Below are 13,614 nucleotides of genomic sequence, written 5' to 3'. Positions count from 1 at the left end.
GATCTATAGGTTTGAAATTCCGGCACCTCGTCAACACTTTTGACGAGGTGTTTTTTATGCGTAAAAAAAGAATGGTAGCCTGGATTTCCATCTGTCTGGCAGGCTTTGGCCTGCTAATATTCCGGCTGGCTCAGCTGCAGCTGATCGATACAGAATCATTTTCAAAACATAGGATCAATTTAATCGAAGCAAGCGTCAAGCAAAGGTCACAGGAAATGGTCGTAGATAATGGCAGAGGAAATTTCCTCGACCGTCGGGGTGAACCATTAACCTATGAGACCTCGTCAGTGTTGGTTCTGTTTCCATTTTTAAAGAAAATGGACTGGGAGGCTGATAAGGTCGCACGAGCCATTGGTGTTTCTGAATACGCATTAAAAACTGCAGTTGAAGATTCCAAGGAACCATTTGCTTTTGGAGATCCAGATCCTGTAATCCTGACCAGAAGCCAAATGGAGGTCATCAATGGACTGGAAATCCCTGGTGTATTTGCTGTTGAGCGAAAATACCCTATGGAAAAAGTGCCAGCCACGCAGCTTGTGGGAATCATAGGCGAAAATGAAGATGCCCTGAGATCGAGGTATGGTGAGAAGGAGTTCCTGCCTAGGACCCTGATTGGCCTATCAGGTCTGGAAAAAAGCTTCGATGAATTCCTCGTAGCGGAAGGGAAGTCAAAGCTTGTTTACCATGTGGATGGAGAAGGGGCTCCATTATTCGGAATCAATGTGAAATATATCGAACCAGCCAACCCGTTCTATCCAATCAATCTGCAGACATCGATTGATAAGGATTTGCAAATGATCCTTGAGGAAAAAGTGGATCAGCATAAAATCAAAAAAGGCGGAGTCATCCTGCTGGATATTGAAACAAACAGCATTTTGGCAATGGTTTCGAGGCCAGTCTTAAACCCATCCAAACCCTATACGGATGAAGGGGTTGAAAATATGATGGTCAAGCAGCATATTCCAGGGTCGGTGTTTAAAACGGTGGTCGCTGCGGCTACGATTGATAAGGGGCTGGATGACCCGGCCAGGAAGTTTGATTGCAGCAAGACCATCAATGGTGAAAAAGATACGAAATATCAACACGGGATGCTCAATTTTCCTGAAAGCTTCGCAGTCAGCTGCAATCGAACATTTGGAGAAGTGGCCCAGGAATTACAGAAAGAGGATCCACATATTTTGGAAAGGTATGCTGAAATGCTTTCAATGACAGGCGGTACAGGCTGGACTGGAAATATTTTTCATATAGAGGGTTTCAGACAGCTTCAGGATGAGGAAACAGGAAGGGTTTTCCTGTCGGATGAAGCGAGGAAAGATAGGAATTTTGCCGCATTGTCAGGAATTGGCCAGCATGAAGTCAGGGTGTCTCCGCTTGCAGTCGCCAACATGATGGCGACAATCGCCAGGGGTGGTGAAAAAGATATGGTCAGGGCTGTCTTGTCGATCCAGTATCAAAATGGGACGAAAATGACCGAATTTCCCAAAGATAAACTTCCAGGGGAGCATATTTCCCCTTATACGGCCATGAAACTCCAAAAGCTTTTACGGGAAGTCGTTGTGAATGAAGAGGGTACTGGCAGGTGGTTCCGGGACTTGCCATATGATGTTGCGGGAAAATCCGGAACTGCTGAAACAGGCAGATACGAAAGCAAAAAGCAATTGCACAATAAGTGGTTCGCCGGATATTTTCCTTTTGAAAAGCCAAAGTATGCACTTGTGACTGTCAATTTAGGGGTCTTCGAGGATGAGGGCGGTGTTAACCCTCTTTTTGCAGATATAGTAAAGGAGGTCTATAATTTCAACCATGGAACACCCGCTGAAGGTCCTGAAAATGAGTGATACCAGATTAGACGAATATAAAATCCTTCAAGTTTGCCCCGAGTCATGGTAGAATGTTGACAACCTTGAAAGGGAGGGAAAGATTTTGAAGAATGATTATGACAGCCTAAATGAGGGGATGCGCTCTCAGAAAAGGGCGAAGCGCAGAAAAACGAACCTTATTTTAAATAGCTTGATTGTTATTGTGATTTTGTTAATTGGCATTGTTTCATTTAATATCTTTTTCAGCAATGATGAAAGCGCAGCTGACCAAAACGATGTAGCGACAGAAAAGAGTCAGTCCTCAGATTCTCCAGAGAAAAAAGAGGATAGCAAAGGCGCTGGCTCTAAAGATGATAAAGACTCCGAAAAAAATGCTGAGGAAAAATCCGATTCGGAAGAAGCAGATGAAGAGTCTGCCGAGGAACAGGCAGAACCGATCGTGACAGAGGGCGGCAGTGATGCCAACGTGAAACAAACGATTGAAAATCCTGAATGGAAGCCGGTTGGCACTACCCAAACCGGCGAACATAATACTGTATTCGACCAAAATGCAGCAGATTGGCAGGAAATGATTCTTGCCTATTCTTATGCAACCGGGATTGATAAAAATAACATGACGGTATGGTGGAATGAAAATGGCGGTGCGCCTAATACAGCAGTCGGAACGATCTCTGAAAAAGGCAGCGACCAGACATTCAGGGTGTGGATTCAATGGGTGGACGGCGAAGGCTGGAAACCGGTCAAGGTAGAAGAATTGATCCAAAATGATAAACGCTAACAACGATTCGTTATACGTCTAAAAAAGAATAGCGAAAGAGTTAATCATTAGCACTCTAATACACAATTTGGCAATGGAAGTTGTCACTTGTATTAGACTGCTATTTTTTTGTGCATTTTCCTTCAAAAAGATATATAGTTAACGTAAAGGGAGGGAATTTATGGAAGATAAAAATGTGTCCATCAGACATTTTTACCTTGACTGGATAAAGGTCTTGGCAATGATGATTGTGTTTCTTTATCATTGTTCAATGTTTTTTAATTCATTTGACTGGCACATTAAGAACAACATAATAAATCATACATATGTTGAGTTTTTTTCACTCTTAGTAGGAAATTGGATCATGCCAATCTTTTTTGTGCTTTCAGGAATGTCTACTTATTACGCATTAAAAAGAAGGGATTCTACAAGTTTTATAAAAGAAAGACTTTTACGATTGGGCATCCCCTTACTTTTAGGAATCTTTCTATTATCACCTCCTCAAGTGTATATTGAGAGAATCACGAATCTTCAATTTAATGGGTCATTCATGCAGTTCTATCCCCATTACTTTGATGGACTCTATTTGGAAATAGGGGGAAATGGAAATTTCGCTTTTTTTGGACATCATCTTTGGTACCTTTTAATGCTGCTGCTTTTTTCCGGCATCACGCTGCCGTTTTTTCTGAAAATAAGGCAGGACGCAGGGCGAAAGGAATTTAGTATCCTCCATTATTTGCTCATACCCATTCCTTTATCAATCGCTGCCTTGACTGTTAACAGCATTGTGAATTTAGGAAGTTGGGGAATTATCTTTTATTTATTGCTCTATATTTCCGGATTTTATTTTTTTGCTAGAGAATCATTAAGGCAGTTCGTGCGTAAAACAGGCCTTTTTGCGGGTGGGTTTAGCATCCTTTTTACAGCGATCTATCTAAATTGGGTTATCTTCTATGGGTTCCCGCTGAAAACAGGAGTGAGTTGGGCGATTTTTATGATTGTTCGTGTCTTATTGGTATGGAACACGCTATTCTTTATGCTTTTCCTGGGAGATAAATATTTGGACTTCACTAATCGAACATTAAAATATGCTAGTGAAGCCTCGATGCCTTTTTATATTCTTCATCAACCGATTATAATCGTAATAGGATACTTCATATATAGCATAGATTGGCCCATTCCATTGAAGATAATAGTATTGGTATCCTTATCATTTGCCCTCATCATGTGCATTTACCATTTTATGATTCGGAGAGTAAACTATCTGCGGCTTTTGTTTGGATTAAAAGAAGTCAAAGAAGTAAATATAGGAGAAACCACAAAGACGATTAAATTATAAATGTAGTTGGCCTCAATAGAAAAAACTTGGGATATCCCAAGTTTTTTTGTGTGCTTATTAGTGTAAATGCATAGGAAGACTCTTAGTTGTTCCTTTCCTTTTTAGCCTTGAAATGGACCGCTGCAGAATAGAACAGCCTGCCTTTATCATCAAGATGCATTTGATGGGACACATGATGGACGGATAGCATGATTGCTTTATTGATCTCGATTTGTTTGTTGATTTTTTGCTCAAGGGTTTTTAAATCGACCGCTTCGAAAAATTCAACTTTGTCTTCAATTAGTTCAAATTGGAAATCCATAGATTTTGCTCCTTTTGCGTACAAGAATTCTATACACAATAAAATAGCAAATTCTCTATAAAAATGATACGTTTTTTGATAAATTAAAACGATAGGCATATTTCGGGGGTTAACACCGAATTCTAGTAGTGCGTATGCGTAAAAGTATTTATACATAGTAGTAAATTTTTGGGAGGACGCAGTTATGAGCAGAATTGGTATTATTGGTGCAATGGATGAAGAAATAAAGCATATTCTTGATGCAATGAAGGATTATGATGAGAAAAAGAAAGCGGGCATTACTTTTTATGTCGGCACATTTAACGGATATGACGTTGTACTTTGTAAGTCAGGAGTAGGAAAAGTGAACGCGAGTGTATGTACACAAATCCTGATTGATGAATTCGCCGCTTCTAAAATTGTTTTTACAGGAGTAGCGGGAGCGGTGAATCCGGAATTAAGAATTGGCGATATCGTCATTTCAACAGATTGTGTGCAGCATGATATGGATGTCCGCGCACTAGGCTTCAAACTAGGGGAAATCCCTTATACGGAAGTCTCTGTCTTTAAAGCGGATAAGCAATTAATTGATTTGGCGTTAGCAGCAAGCAAAGAAATCGTTGAAGACAAGAAAATCGTCAGCGGCAGGATTTTATCAGGTGACCAATTCATCGCAGACCGGAAAAAAGTGAGATTCCTTCATGAGGAGCTTAATGGCTATTGCACAGAAATGGAAGGGGCAGCCGTCGGACAGGTATGCAGCATGAACAACATCCCATTCGTGATCATCCGTTCGATGTCCGACCAGGCAGATGGTTCAGCAGACGTGAACTTCCTGGAATTCACAAAGCTTGCCTCAAAGAATTCTTTTGAAATCGTCAATGAAATGGTGAAAAACTGGAAGCTTTAATGTCCGGATACATCAGGGGAAAAGGTTTTAATAGCGTGGAGCTTAATTCCACGCTATTTTTATGTTATCAGGTATGGAATAAGTTTGGACCTGGCAGTTTCCAAAATTTACATACCGTTAATATATTTAAAACATGTTAAAGTAGGGATGTGGTTAAGTCTAATAAATGCAGGTGATTAAAATGAAGGCTAAACAACTCTATGAAAAAATGGTTGATTACAAACAGTTTGGAACGATCCTCCTTGCTGTGGGAGTTTTCTTTTATCTTGGGACGATTCTTCCGTCAGAAACGAAAGTGATGACAGATATATATATTGCTATTGGTGCTTCAATGGGCTTCCTTGCTAGTTCGATCCTATTCTTTGCTGCTGCGAAAAAATACCGCAACCAGCTGATTGAATCAGAGGAAGGCCAGGAATTATTGATGAAGAAATAAGGATGGCTTGCTGAACTGCATTCCGGTTATTGGATTGATCCGATAACAGGAATGCAGTTTTTTTTGTTGAAATATGGCGAATGTTTTTTTGGAAAAAAAGGCCAAAAAAGGTTTACAAAGTATTGAACAGTGGATATACTTACCAATGTGAGTTAATAATTCAGAAGGAGGTCGAGTGAAATGATAATGAATGGATACTGGGAAAACGCACAAACTTCATATCGTAATACGCATTCGACCGGATCGGACTGGATTATTTAAGTTGCTTTATTGACTAATACATCCAAAGCCGCAGGGAGAATCGTGCCCTGTGGCCTTTTTGTGCCCATTTAAGCTGCAGGGGAGGAATCCTTGCGGCTTTTTGGGGTGGAATCAAAAGGAGGTGAACCCGATTATGACCTTAAATATCTTGTTTTTCACAATTACAATTAAAAAACGCCAAATGACTTTAGAAGAAATTCGCCATAATGAAATGGTTGAAAAAATGGTTGAAGAAAACAAAACTCGTCAATCAATGCTGCGCCAGTTTTAATTCATTTGAAAAATTAACGAAGAAAGGTGGAAAGAAAATGATTTATTTAATTCAAAGAAGACTGGCTAGCTTATGGGTGGAGAAGGACACCACCTAACGACGGAGTTGGGAGGTAATTTGATGTCATTGCATATATTGTTGTTAACGCTTGTTTTCAGGAAAAAGAAATTCCATCGTTAACAAAATGTTCACAACCCCGCCCTTTTAACACCGTACTTATATGATAAATTTGGTGTAACAATGGGTCTGTTAAAGGGGTGATGGGCATGTTCTTAATCGTCATGGGATTGGTGATCTGCGGCGCTGTCGGTTTGGTAGTGGCTGCAGAAGTGAGCGTGGAGTAGAAAGTCTAAGGGCATCAGCCATAAGTGGTTGATGCCTTTGTTGTTATAAAGGGGTGCATGCGTATTGCGTTTTTTTGCACCCACACCCTTATACCATTGAAGACTATTCCGGAGAGAAAAAAGCGGGAATATTGATGAACCGGAAAGCTGTTTTTACAATTTACGAAGTAGCATTCCATAAAAAAACCCGGAGCAACTGTCCGGGTTTTTCCTCATTGTCCTTTATTTTTCTTCTTTTCCTTTTCCGCACGGTAAAATTCATGGAACATTTTCATCAATGCCCGTTTTTCGATCCTTGATACATAACTTCTTGAGATCCCGAGTTCTTTGGCAATTTCCCGCTGTGTTTTCTCCTTTTTCAAATCAAGTCCAAAACGGCCAACAATGACCTCTTTTTCACGGTCATCGAGAACATCGATATATTCTTTCACTTTTTCAAGCTCCATATTGAGCTGGATCGTGTCAATTACATCCTCCGATTCAGACTTCAGGACGTCGATGAGCGAGATTTCGTTTCCTTCTTTGTCCTGGCCAATCGGGTCATGCAGCGAAACATCCTTTTTTGTTTTCTTCAATGCCCTCAAATGCATAAGAATCTCATTTTCTATACATCTTGCAGCATAGGTGGCAAGCTTGGTGCCCTTTCCTTCCGAATAACTTTCAATGGCCTTGATCAGGCCGATTGTTCCGATTGAAATCAAATCCTCAGAATCCTCGCCAGTGTTTTCGAATTTCTTCACGATATGCGCGACAAGTCTCAGGTTGTGTTCAATCAGCATGTTTCTTGCGTGTGGGTCGCCATTCGCCATCAACCTTAAGTACTTTCGCTCATCAGCAGCAGATAACGGTTGAGGAAATGCATTGTTTTTAACATACGAAACAAGAAGGATGACTTCTTTTACTAGATACCCGAGTGCTGTCAGTATGCCAGACATGTTTCCACCCCCGCTTTTTTAGGCTTTCGCCTATAATAAATTCCTATGTCTGATTAAGAGGGATTGTGTCTGTCCCAATAAATATTTTCTGTTGGAAATTAATACCATAAATTTGTTTTTGAGAAGGAATAGATAACCCTATGGACATTTTGTTTTGTCACTTTTTAGACCAATAACGTTCACATAAAAGAAACAGACATAGATATGGGGGTATGGGTATAATTCAAGTGTAAGGTAAATCAATCGAAAACATTTATTAGGAGGCAATAAATTATGGAACAGCAAACACCATCTTTAGCGGTTATTTTATTATCTGAAGATCTAGAAAAATTGCATGCTGGAGCACTTGTTGGATCGGTCGCATCTATGTCAGGAATGACAGTAAACGTGTTCGTGACAATGAATGCTCTTAAATCTTTCCGTAAAGACAGCTTCGACAACACAGACTTTATTACAGGAACAATCGGTAAGGAAATGCTTGCAAAGAAAATCCCATTATTCGATTCATTATTGCAGGAAGGCAAAGAGATGGGTGAGTTGAATATTTACGGATGCGCATTGGCAATGGACATCATGGATTGGAAAGAAGAAGATATGCTGGATGTATTCGATGGAGTCATCGGGGTAACGAAATTCCTGGGAATGACCCAGGGAGCAACAGTCATTACAATGTAACTGCAGAAGCAGGAAAAGTGATTTGGCGTGCAGGCCTTTCACACTTTCCCCTTCATGCAAAAATAAAAAATCTTTTCTTATTTTAACATAAAAATGAACTTACAGGAGGAATAAATCATGAGTGAAGTACAAGTAACAAAATCAATCGATGCAAGAGGAGCATATTGCCCTGGACCATTAATGGAATTGGTAAAAGGCATTAAAACAGCACAGGTCGGAGATGTAGTAGAAGTCCTTTCCACTGATAAAGGTTCAGCAGTCGATATCCCTGAATGGGTCAATAAAATGGGCCACGAAATTGCCTACCTCGAAAATGAAGGCGATGAATTCAAGATTGCGGTTAAAAAAGTAAAATAATTGATCGCTGTTTGACACAGGCTCTTTACGGTAACTTTAGTGTTTCAAGCCGTAAAAAAGTCCAGAAAAAACAACAGCCTTGATCAAGGAATCCAGTAAAGAGGTGGACGAAATGACAAAAAAAATCGTGGTTCTTGGAGCAGGCAGCGCGGGTACAATGGTTGCAAACAGGCTAGCCCGTCAGCTTGGCGAAGAAATTAAAAAACGGGAAGTCGAAGTCACTTTGATTTCCAATACAGAAAAACATATTTACCAGCCAGGATACCTATTCATTGCTTTTAATGAAAAACCGTCCGAGCATTTTATCAGAAAGCAGGATGCCCTTGTACACAGACATGTGAACCTTGTTTATGATGATGTTGAGAAAATCGATGTAGAGAAGAAGACGGTCAAAGGCAAAAAGCAGTATCAATATGACTACCTAGTCATCGCAACAGGATCACATCCTGACTTTGACAGTGTTCCAGGTTTACGGGAAGGTGCGCATAACTTCTATACACTCGAAGGAGCAGAACGCCTGCGTGATGACCTTGCAGCGATGGAAAAAGGGAAAATCCTGATCACCATCGATGTGCCGCACAAATGTCCAGCAGCTCCGCTTGAACTAGCATTGATGCTGGATGACTATTACCGCAAAAATGGAAGACGTAAGGATATTGAAATCAAATACGCCTATCCGATCGGCCGGATCCATTCATTGGTTCCAGTTGCAGAATGGGGACTGCCGCAGTTTGAAAAACGGGATATCAAGTATGAAACATTCTTCAATCTGGAAGAAGTGGATCCAAAGCGCAAAGTCGCGATTACAATGGACGGCTCCGAACATGAGTATGACATGCTCATTACGATTCCGGCGCATACAGGCGCCAAAGCTGTGATTGAATCCGGCATTGGCGATGAATCAGGCTTCATTCCGACAAACCGGACAACATTGAAAATGATTGGCCAGGATGATGTCTATGTAATTGGTGATGCAACAAACCTGCCAATCAGCAAAGCTGGATCAACTGCACACTATCAATCTGAATCCCTGGTTGCCAATATCATCAGCAGATTATCGGGGCGTCCGGAAACAGCTGTCTATAACGGCAAGGTGGCCTGCTTCCTTGAAAACAGCCTTGAAGATGCCAGCATGATTACGTTTGACTACAATAACCCACCGCAGCCAGCAGAGACTTCTGACCTGCTGCACTGGTTCAAAGCAGTATACAATGAGCTTTACTGGTTAAATGCCAAAGGGATTTTATAGAAGGGGTGGTTGAGATGGTTACAGAAACACCTCAAATACAGAAAACGGAACAACATAAGCTAGTCAGCTTCACTGATGCAGCCATGAATGCAGTAACCGGGGAAATGGTCTCGACCATTGCCGAAACAGGTGTCAAGATGGTCGAGATGGCTGATGACCTGCTTCAGCCTGAAACGATCTCACTATTAAAGGCCCTGCCTGAAGTAGCCGAGAACCTCGAGCGGACATTGATGGAAGTAAAACGAATGGAAGAAACAGGAGTCCTGAAATCACTGATGCAGCTTGCGGATATGGCTGCTGCCATGAAGGGAGCGATGACAGGACCGATGGTGACCGATATGGTGGAGAAGGCAATCAAAGGTGTAGAACTTGCGGATTCCTTCATCCAGCTGGGTGCCATCGACCTTGTTGACGGTATGCTGACTGCGTTCCATCATGCTCAAGAGGAAACGAAAGATAAAGAGCCTCTGACCTCCCTGCAGCTGATGAGAGCTGTCACACAGAAAGAAACAAGGGAAGGCATGACTCTGATGATTTCCTTCCTGCAAAACCTGCCAAAGCAATTAAATAAATAGAAAAAGAGAAGGGGCATCCCTTCTCTTTTTCTATTTATAAAGGATGTCATTTTTCATTTCTCTCAGTTTTGTGAGAACTCCATCGATATCTTGTTCCGAGACATTAAATTCCCTTAGGCTTTCTGCAAGGTGATTGGCGATCGCGCCAAAATGTTCATCATTAAGGTTCATGCCTTTATGCGCGAGCTCCATGCTTCTTCCGGAATACTGGTTTGGTCCTCCTAATGCCCAGCTGATGAATAAGGACTGATGTCGCCGCTGTTTTTCCATGTCTGTTTCCTTGAAAAACTGGTTGACCGTTTCATCAGCAAGCACCTTTTCGTAAAAAACATCAACAACTTTCGTAATTGCATCCTGTCCGCCAAGTCGGTCGTATAAAGTTTCCATTCAAGTATTCCTCCCTTTTGAGAATGACTTGCTTATTATCTCTTTTTATCCATAAGAATATGAATGAAACTTTTTTTCCTAATCAATCCACTTATATCCTACTCCCCAGACGGTAGCCAGGTATTCATCTGCGGCAAATCCGGCTTTCCGAAGCTTGTCCCTCAGATTCCTTACATGTGAATCAATCGTACGGTCTTCCGTTGCGACACCATATCCCCATATTGTAGAAATCAGATGTTCTCTTGTGAATACCTTGTTTTTGTTTTGCAAGAAAAGGCTTAATAATGAGAATTCCTTTGGTGTCAGTGGGATCAGGATACCGTCATGCTGAACTTCATACGATTCCATATTCAGATTCAGTCCTTTGAATGTAAGCATTTGGCTTTTGGATGAATGTCTTCTTAGCAATGCCTCAATTCTTGCAAGAAGTTCTTCTTCATCAAAAGGCTTGGTGATATAGTCATCAGCACCGATCTTTAAACCTTTGACGATATCCGGTTTCTCGCTCCTCGCGCTTAGCATGATAATCGGAATATCCCAGTGTTTCCGTATTTCCCCGCATGCCTCCCAGCCGTCCATCTCGGGCATCATCAGATCGAGTATGATAAGGTCTGCTCCATGATTCTCGAGGAAATCAATAGCCTCACTGGCGGATGTCTTCTTGATGCATTTATGGCCAGCCGGCTCCAGGTAAAGAGCAAGTAAGTCAAGCATCCTCATTTCATTATCTATTAGCAATATTGTCGGCATTATAATAATTACCCCTTGAAAATTTGAATTATCTTCATCTTACACTAAATAAGTGAAGAAATTGTGCACGCCACTCGTGCTTCGCTGATAAATTTGCAAATTTAACGGGAAGCTGCCCCAGAGCCCAAACCAAAATGGACAGAAACCCATAACCTGATAATAGGATAAAGAAAAGGAGGTTGAAAGTATGCCATACGGTTATTATCCGCCATACGGAGTTCCTTATGGAGGTTATCCCGGCTTTTACGGCGGGGGTGGTGCGTGGTTTGCACTATTCATCATTTTGCTTGTAATCGTCCTTATTTTCGGAGGATGGTGGTATTTCACTTGTTAAGAAGGTAAAGGGTTTATCCTGGATGGGATAAACCTTTTAATATGCCTTTTCTTGAATAGGGCTGGACTTGGTTTATGAAAAAATAGAAATTTTAGAAAAGTAACATTATAATAAATTAATATACATAAAGGGGGAAATGAAATGGCAAATACATATTCTGATGTTTGGGACCTCGAGGTGTTTTTTAAAGGGGGAAGCAGTTCTCCGGAATTCGCAGACCATTTAAAGGCCGCAGGGGGGCAAATCGAAAAGTTTAAAAAGGAAGTAGAGGGCTGGGAGCCAGTAAATCAGTCAACCGAGAGTGCGATGCTGGCAAATCTCGTAGGGCTGTTCGATGGAGCAGCGAAGAAGGTAAGGCAGGCTGGTGCATTTGTAAGCTGTTTGCATGCTCAGAACACGGATGATAAGAAGGCTGGGCAATTGAAGGCGACGGTCACCGAACTCAGTGCTTCATTGCAAACTGCACTGACTATTTTCGATCAGAAGCTTTCCAGCTTTTCAAAGGATGTTTGGGATGAACTGTTGCAGGACGGACTATTGAAGGAGCTCCGTTTTGTGCTTACAGAGCGGCGGGAACGTGCAGCTGAAAAACTTTCCGAAAGAGAGGAGTCGGCCATAAATGCATTAAGTGTGGACGGCTATCACGGCTGGGGCCAGATGTATGACCTTCTTGTGGGAAATACGAAAGTCCAGTATAAAGAGGAAAGTCTTTCTGTCGGCCAGGCTGCCAATAAGCTGTCAGACGCAGACCGTTCTGTCCGTAAAGAGGTTTTCGCGGCATGGGAAAAAGCATGGGGAGAGAAAGAGGATTTTTACGCAAAGACACTCAATCATCTCGCGGGCTTCCGTCTGAATGTTTATAAGCTGCGGGGCTGGGAGGATGTCTTGAAGGAGCCGCTTGATATCAACAGGATGAAAAAAGAAACACTTGATGCTATGTGGGAGGTTATTTCCGGCAACAAGGAGCCGTTTGTCCGGTTTTTGAACAGAAAAGCAGGGCTCCTGGGACTTGAAAAGCTGAGCTGGTTTGATTTGGATGCGCCAATTGGCAGTGCTGAATCGAAAATGTCCTATCAGCAAGGAGCTGGTTTTATTGTCGATAACTTCGCGCTATTTGGCAAAGAAATGGCCGATTTTGCAAAAATGGCATTTGAGGATAATTGGATTGAGGCTGAAGATCGTCCCGGCAAGGCTCCTGGCGGCTTTCATACCTTCTTTCCTGAGAGCAGCCAATCCAGGATCTTCATGACCTACTCTGGTACGCCGTCCAATGTCTCAACCTTGGCACATGAACTTGGACATGGTTTCCACACTTATGCAATGAGGGACCTGCATTTGCTGAATCGGAATTATGCGATGAATGTGGCAGAAACAGCTTCTACATTCGCTGAAATGATTGTTTCAGATGCTTCCGTGAAAAACGCACAGACTAAGGAAGAGAAGCTGGGTTTATTGGAGGATAAAGTCCAGCGTTCAGTCGCACTCTTGATGAATATTCATGCCAGATTCCTGTTTGAAACTAGGTTCTACGAAGAGCGCAAACAGGGAGTGGTCAATCCGGAAAGATTAGGGGAATTGATGAAGAATGCGCAACAAGAAGCATATGGAGGGGCCCTCGAGGAGTATCACCCACTGTTCTGGGCGTCCAAGCTGCATTTCTTTATAACTGGAGTACCATTCTATAACTTCCCGTACACATTCGGTTACTTATTCTCCCTTGGAATTTATGCAATGGCCCTGGAAGAAGGCAAGGGATATGAAGAAAAGTATATTGCTCTTTTGAAGGATTCAGCATCGATGACAGTAGAGGAACTGGCACAGAAACACCTGAACGTCGATCTTACGAAAAAGGATTTCTGGGAAAAAGCCGTACGCATGTGCGTGGATGATGTTGAGGAATTCATGGCTTTGACGGAATAGGCTTTAGTATCACT

The 13,614-nt window shown here is 41.9% G+C and carries 16 protein-coding genes; 12 read left to right on the top strand and 4 right to left on the bottom strand.

Going from position 1 to position 13,614, the window contains the following annotated elements; all coding sequences use genetic code 11:
• Positions 1–56 precede the first annotated feature (56 nt).
• The 3 genes from QNH36_RS17260 to QNH36_RS17250 all read left to right on the top strand — a co-directional run bounded on the left by QNH36_RS17260 (position 57) and on the right by QNH36_RS17250 (position 3,916).
• Positions 57–1,838, top strand: a complete 1,782-nt coding sequence (locus QNH36_RS17260; protein ID WP_283903867.1) for a peptidoglycan D,D-transpeptidase FtsI family protein — start codon at positions 57–59, stop codon at positions 1,836–1,838.
• A gap of 85 nt (positions 1,839–1,923) precedes the next feature.
• Complete coding sequence (locus QNH36_RS17255; RefSeq protein ID WP_144476116.1) at positions 1,924–2,598, top strand: YrrS family protein; 675 nt, start codon at positions 1,924–1,926, stop codon at positions 2,596–2,598.
• Between the two features lie 160 nt (positions 2,599–2,758).
• Positions 2,759–3,916, top strand: coding sequence for an acyltransferase family protein (locus QNH36_RS17250; RefSeq protein WP_283903866.1), 1,158 nt, complete (start codon positions 2,759–2,761; stop codon positions 3,914–3,916).
• An 82-nt stretch (positions 3,917–3,998) separates the two neighbouring features.
• Here QNH36_RS17250 and QNH36_RS17245 read toward each other — a convergent pair whose 3' ends face one another.
• Positions 3,999–4,217 (bottom strand): YrzA family protein, encoded by a 219-nt coding sequence (locus tag QNH36_RS17245; protein WP_251540960.1) that lies wholly within the window; start codon positions 4,215–4,217, stop codon positions 3,999–4,001.
• A 184-nt stretch (positions 4,218–4,401) separates the two neighbouring features.
• Between QNH36_RS17245 and QNH36_RS17240 the strand changes: the two genes are divergently transcribed.
• The 3 genes from QNH36_RS17240 to QNH36_RS17230 all read left to right on the top strand — a co-directional run bounded on the left by QNH36_RS17240 (position 4,402) and on the right by QNH36_RS17230 (position 6,074).
• Entirely contained in the window at positions 4,402–5,106 is a 705-nt protein-coding gene (locus QNH36_RS17240; protein WP_251540959.1) for a 5'-methylthioadenosine/adenosylhomocysteine nucleosidase, read from the top strand.
• A 181-nt stretch (positions 5,107–5,287) separates the two neighbouring features.
• On the top strand, positions 5,288–5,542 hold the full coding sequence (locus QNH36_RS17235; RefSeq protein WP_251540958.1) for a YrhC family protein: 255 nt from the start codon (positions 5,288–5,290) through the stop codon (positions 5,540–5,542).
• A 394-nt stretch (positions 5,543–5,936) separates the two neighbouring features.
• Positions 5,937–6,074, top strand: coding sequence for a YrzI family small protein (locus QNH36_RS17230; protein ID WP_144476120.1), 138 nt, complete (start codon positions 5,937–5,939; stop codon positions 6,072–6,074).
• Between the two features lie 556 nt (positions 6,075–6,630).
• On the opposite strand, the gene sigK is transcribed toward QNH36_RS17230, so the two are convergent.
• Entirely contained in the window at positions 6,631–7,353 is a 723-nt protein-coding gene (gene sigK, locus QNH36_RS17225) for an RNA polymerase sporulation sigma factor SigK (RefSeq protein WP_144476121.1), read from the bottom strand.
• 273 nt (positions 7,354–7,626) lie between these two features.
• On the opposite strand from sigK, the gene QNH36_RS17220 reads away from it, so the two are divergent.
• The 4 genes from QNH36_RS17220 (at position 7,627) to QNH36_RS17205 (ending at position 10,209) form a co-directional block, all read left to right on the top strand.
• The gene (locus tag QNH36_RS17220; protein ID WP_283903865.1) at positions 7,627–8,028 is read left to right on the top strand and encodes a DsrE/DsrF/DrsH-like family protein; all 402 of its coding nucleotides are present in this window, start codon (positions 7,627–7,629) and stop codon (positions 8,026–8,028) included.
• 117 nt (positions 8,029–8,145) lie between these two features.
• Positions 8,146–8,385, top strand: a complete 240-nt coding sequence (locus QNH36_RS17215; RefSeq protein WP_023627220.1) for a sulfurtransferase TusA family protein — start codon at positions 8,146–8,148, stop codon at positions 8,383–8,385.
• Between the two features lie 112 nt (positions 8,386–8,497).
• Positions 8,498–9,634, top strand: coding sequence for an NAD(P)/FAD-dependent oxidoreductase (locus tag QNH36_RS17210; protein WP_251540957.1), 1,137 nt, complete (start codon positions 8,498–8,500; stop codon positions 9,632–9,634).
• Positions 9,635–9,648: 14 nt separating this feature from the next.
• Positions 9,649–10,209 carry a helical membrane plugin domain-containing protein gene (locus QNH36_RS17205; protein WP_283903864.1) on the top strand — a complete coding sequence of 187 codons (561 nt, stop codon included), beginning with the start codon at positions 9,649–9,651 and terminating at the stop codon, positions 10,207–10,209.
• A gap of 30 nt (positions 10,210–10,239) precedes the next feature.
• On the opposite strand, the gene QNH36_RS17200 is transcribed toward QNH36_RS17205, so the two are convergent.
• Together QNH36_RS17200 and QNH36_RS17195 are read right to left on the bottom strand one after the other, a co-directional pair.
• Complete coding sequence (locus tag QNH36_RS17200) at positions 10,240–10,596, bottom strand: group I truncated hemoglobin (protein ID WP_283903863.1); 357 nt, start codon at positions 10,594–10,596, stop codon at positions 10,240–10,242.
• A gap of 78 nt (positions 10,597–10,674) precedes the next feature.
• Positions 10,675–11,346 carry a response regulator transcription factor gene (locus tag QNH36_RS17195; RefSeq protein ID WP_283903862.1) on the bottom strand — a complete coding sequence of 224 codons (672 nt, stop codon included), beginning with the start codon at positions 11,344–11,346 and terminating at the stop codon, positions 10,675–10,677.
• Between the two features lie 187 nt (positions 11,347–11,533).
• Between QNH36_RS17195 and QNH36_RS17190 the strand changes: the two genes are divergently transcribed.
• Positions 11,534–11,680: a hypothetical protein gene (locus QNH36_RS17190; protein WP_186326744.1), complete on the top strand. Its 147-nt coding sequence runs from the start codon at positions 11,534–11,536 to the stop codon at positions 11,678–11,680.
• Between the two features lie 141 nt (positions 11,681–11,821).
• On the top strand, positions 11,822–13,600 hold the full coding sequence (locus QNH36_RS17185) for a M3 family oligoendopeptidase (RefSeq protein WP_283903861.1): 1,779 nt from the start codon (positions 11,822–11,824) through the stop codon (positions 13,598–13,600).
• Positions 13,601–13,614 lie beyond the last annotated feature (14 nt).

Origin of the sequence: Mesobacillus sp. AQ2, assembly GCF_030122805.1 — a bacterium.
In the GTDB taxonomy this organism is placed as follows: Bacteria; Bacillota; Bacilli; order Bacillales; family Cytobacillaceae; genus Mesobacillus; species Mesobacillus oceanisediminis_A.
The sequence above is the reverse complement of the archived record's forward strand: the minus strand, read 5'-3'. Positions and strand labels throughout refer to the sequence as shown.

Bases quoted from the DNA above. Each gene is read 5' to 3' on its own strand.
- QNH36_RS17245 (WP_251540960.1), bottom strand. From the start codon at position 4,217: ATGGATTTCCAATTTGAACTAATTGAAGACAAAGTTGAATTTTTCGAA.
- QNH36_RS17230 (WP_144476120.1), top strand. From the start codon at position 5,937: ATGACCTTAAATATCTTGTTTTTCACAATTACAATTAAAAAACGCCAA.
- QNH36_RS17215 (WP_023627220.1), top strand. From the start codon at position 8,146: ATGAGTGAAGTACAAGTAACAAAATCAATCGATGCAAGAGGAGCATAT.
- sigK (WP_144476121.1), bottom strand. From the start codon at position 7,353: ATGTCTGGCATACTGACAGCACTCGGGTATCTAGTAAAAGAAGTCATC.
- QNH36_RS17190 (WP_186326744.1), top strand. From the start codon at position 11,534: ATGCCATACGGTTATTATCCGCCATACGGAGTTCCTTATGGAGGTTAT.
- QNH36_RS17220 (WP_283903865.1), top strand. From the start codon at position 7,627: ATGGAACAGCAAACACCATCTTTAGCGGTTATTTTATTATCTGAAGAT.
- QNH36_RS17200 (WP_283903863.1), bottom strand. From the start codon at position 10,596: ATGGAAACTTTATACGACCGACTTGGCGGACAGGATGCAATTACGAAA.
- QNH36_RS17235 (WP_251540958.1), top strand. From the start codon at position 5,288: ATGAAGGCTAAACAACTCTATGAAAAAATGGTTGATTACAAACAGTTT.
- QNH36_RS17205 (WP_283903864.1), top strand. From the start codon at position 9,649: ATGGTTACAGAAACACCTCAAATACAGAAAACGGAACAACATAAGCTA.
- QNH36_RS17250 (WP_283903866.1), top strand. From the start codon at position 2,759: ATGGAAGATAAAAATGTGTCCATCAGACATTTTTACCTTGACTGGATA.
- QNH36_RS17240 (WP_251540959.1), top strand. From the start codon at position 4,402: ATGAGCAGAATTGGTATTATTGGTGCAATGGATGAAGAAATAAAGCAT.
- QNH36_RS17195 (WP_283903862.1), bottom strand. From the start codon at position 11,346: ATGCCGACAATATTGCTAATAGATAATGAAATGAGGATGCTTGACTTA.
- QNH36_RS17185 (WP_283903861.1), top strand. From the start codon at position 11,822: ATGGCAAATACATATTCTGATGTTTGGGACCTCGAGGTGTTTTTTAAA.
- QNH36_RS17260 (WP_283903867.1), top strand. From the start codon at position 57: ATGCGTAAAAAAAGAATGGTAGCCTGGATTTCCATCTGTCTGGCAGGC.
- QNH36_RS17210 (WP_251540957.1), top strand. From the start codon at position 8,498: ATGACAAAAAAAATCGTGGTTCTTGGAGCAGGCAGCGCGGGTACAATG.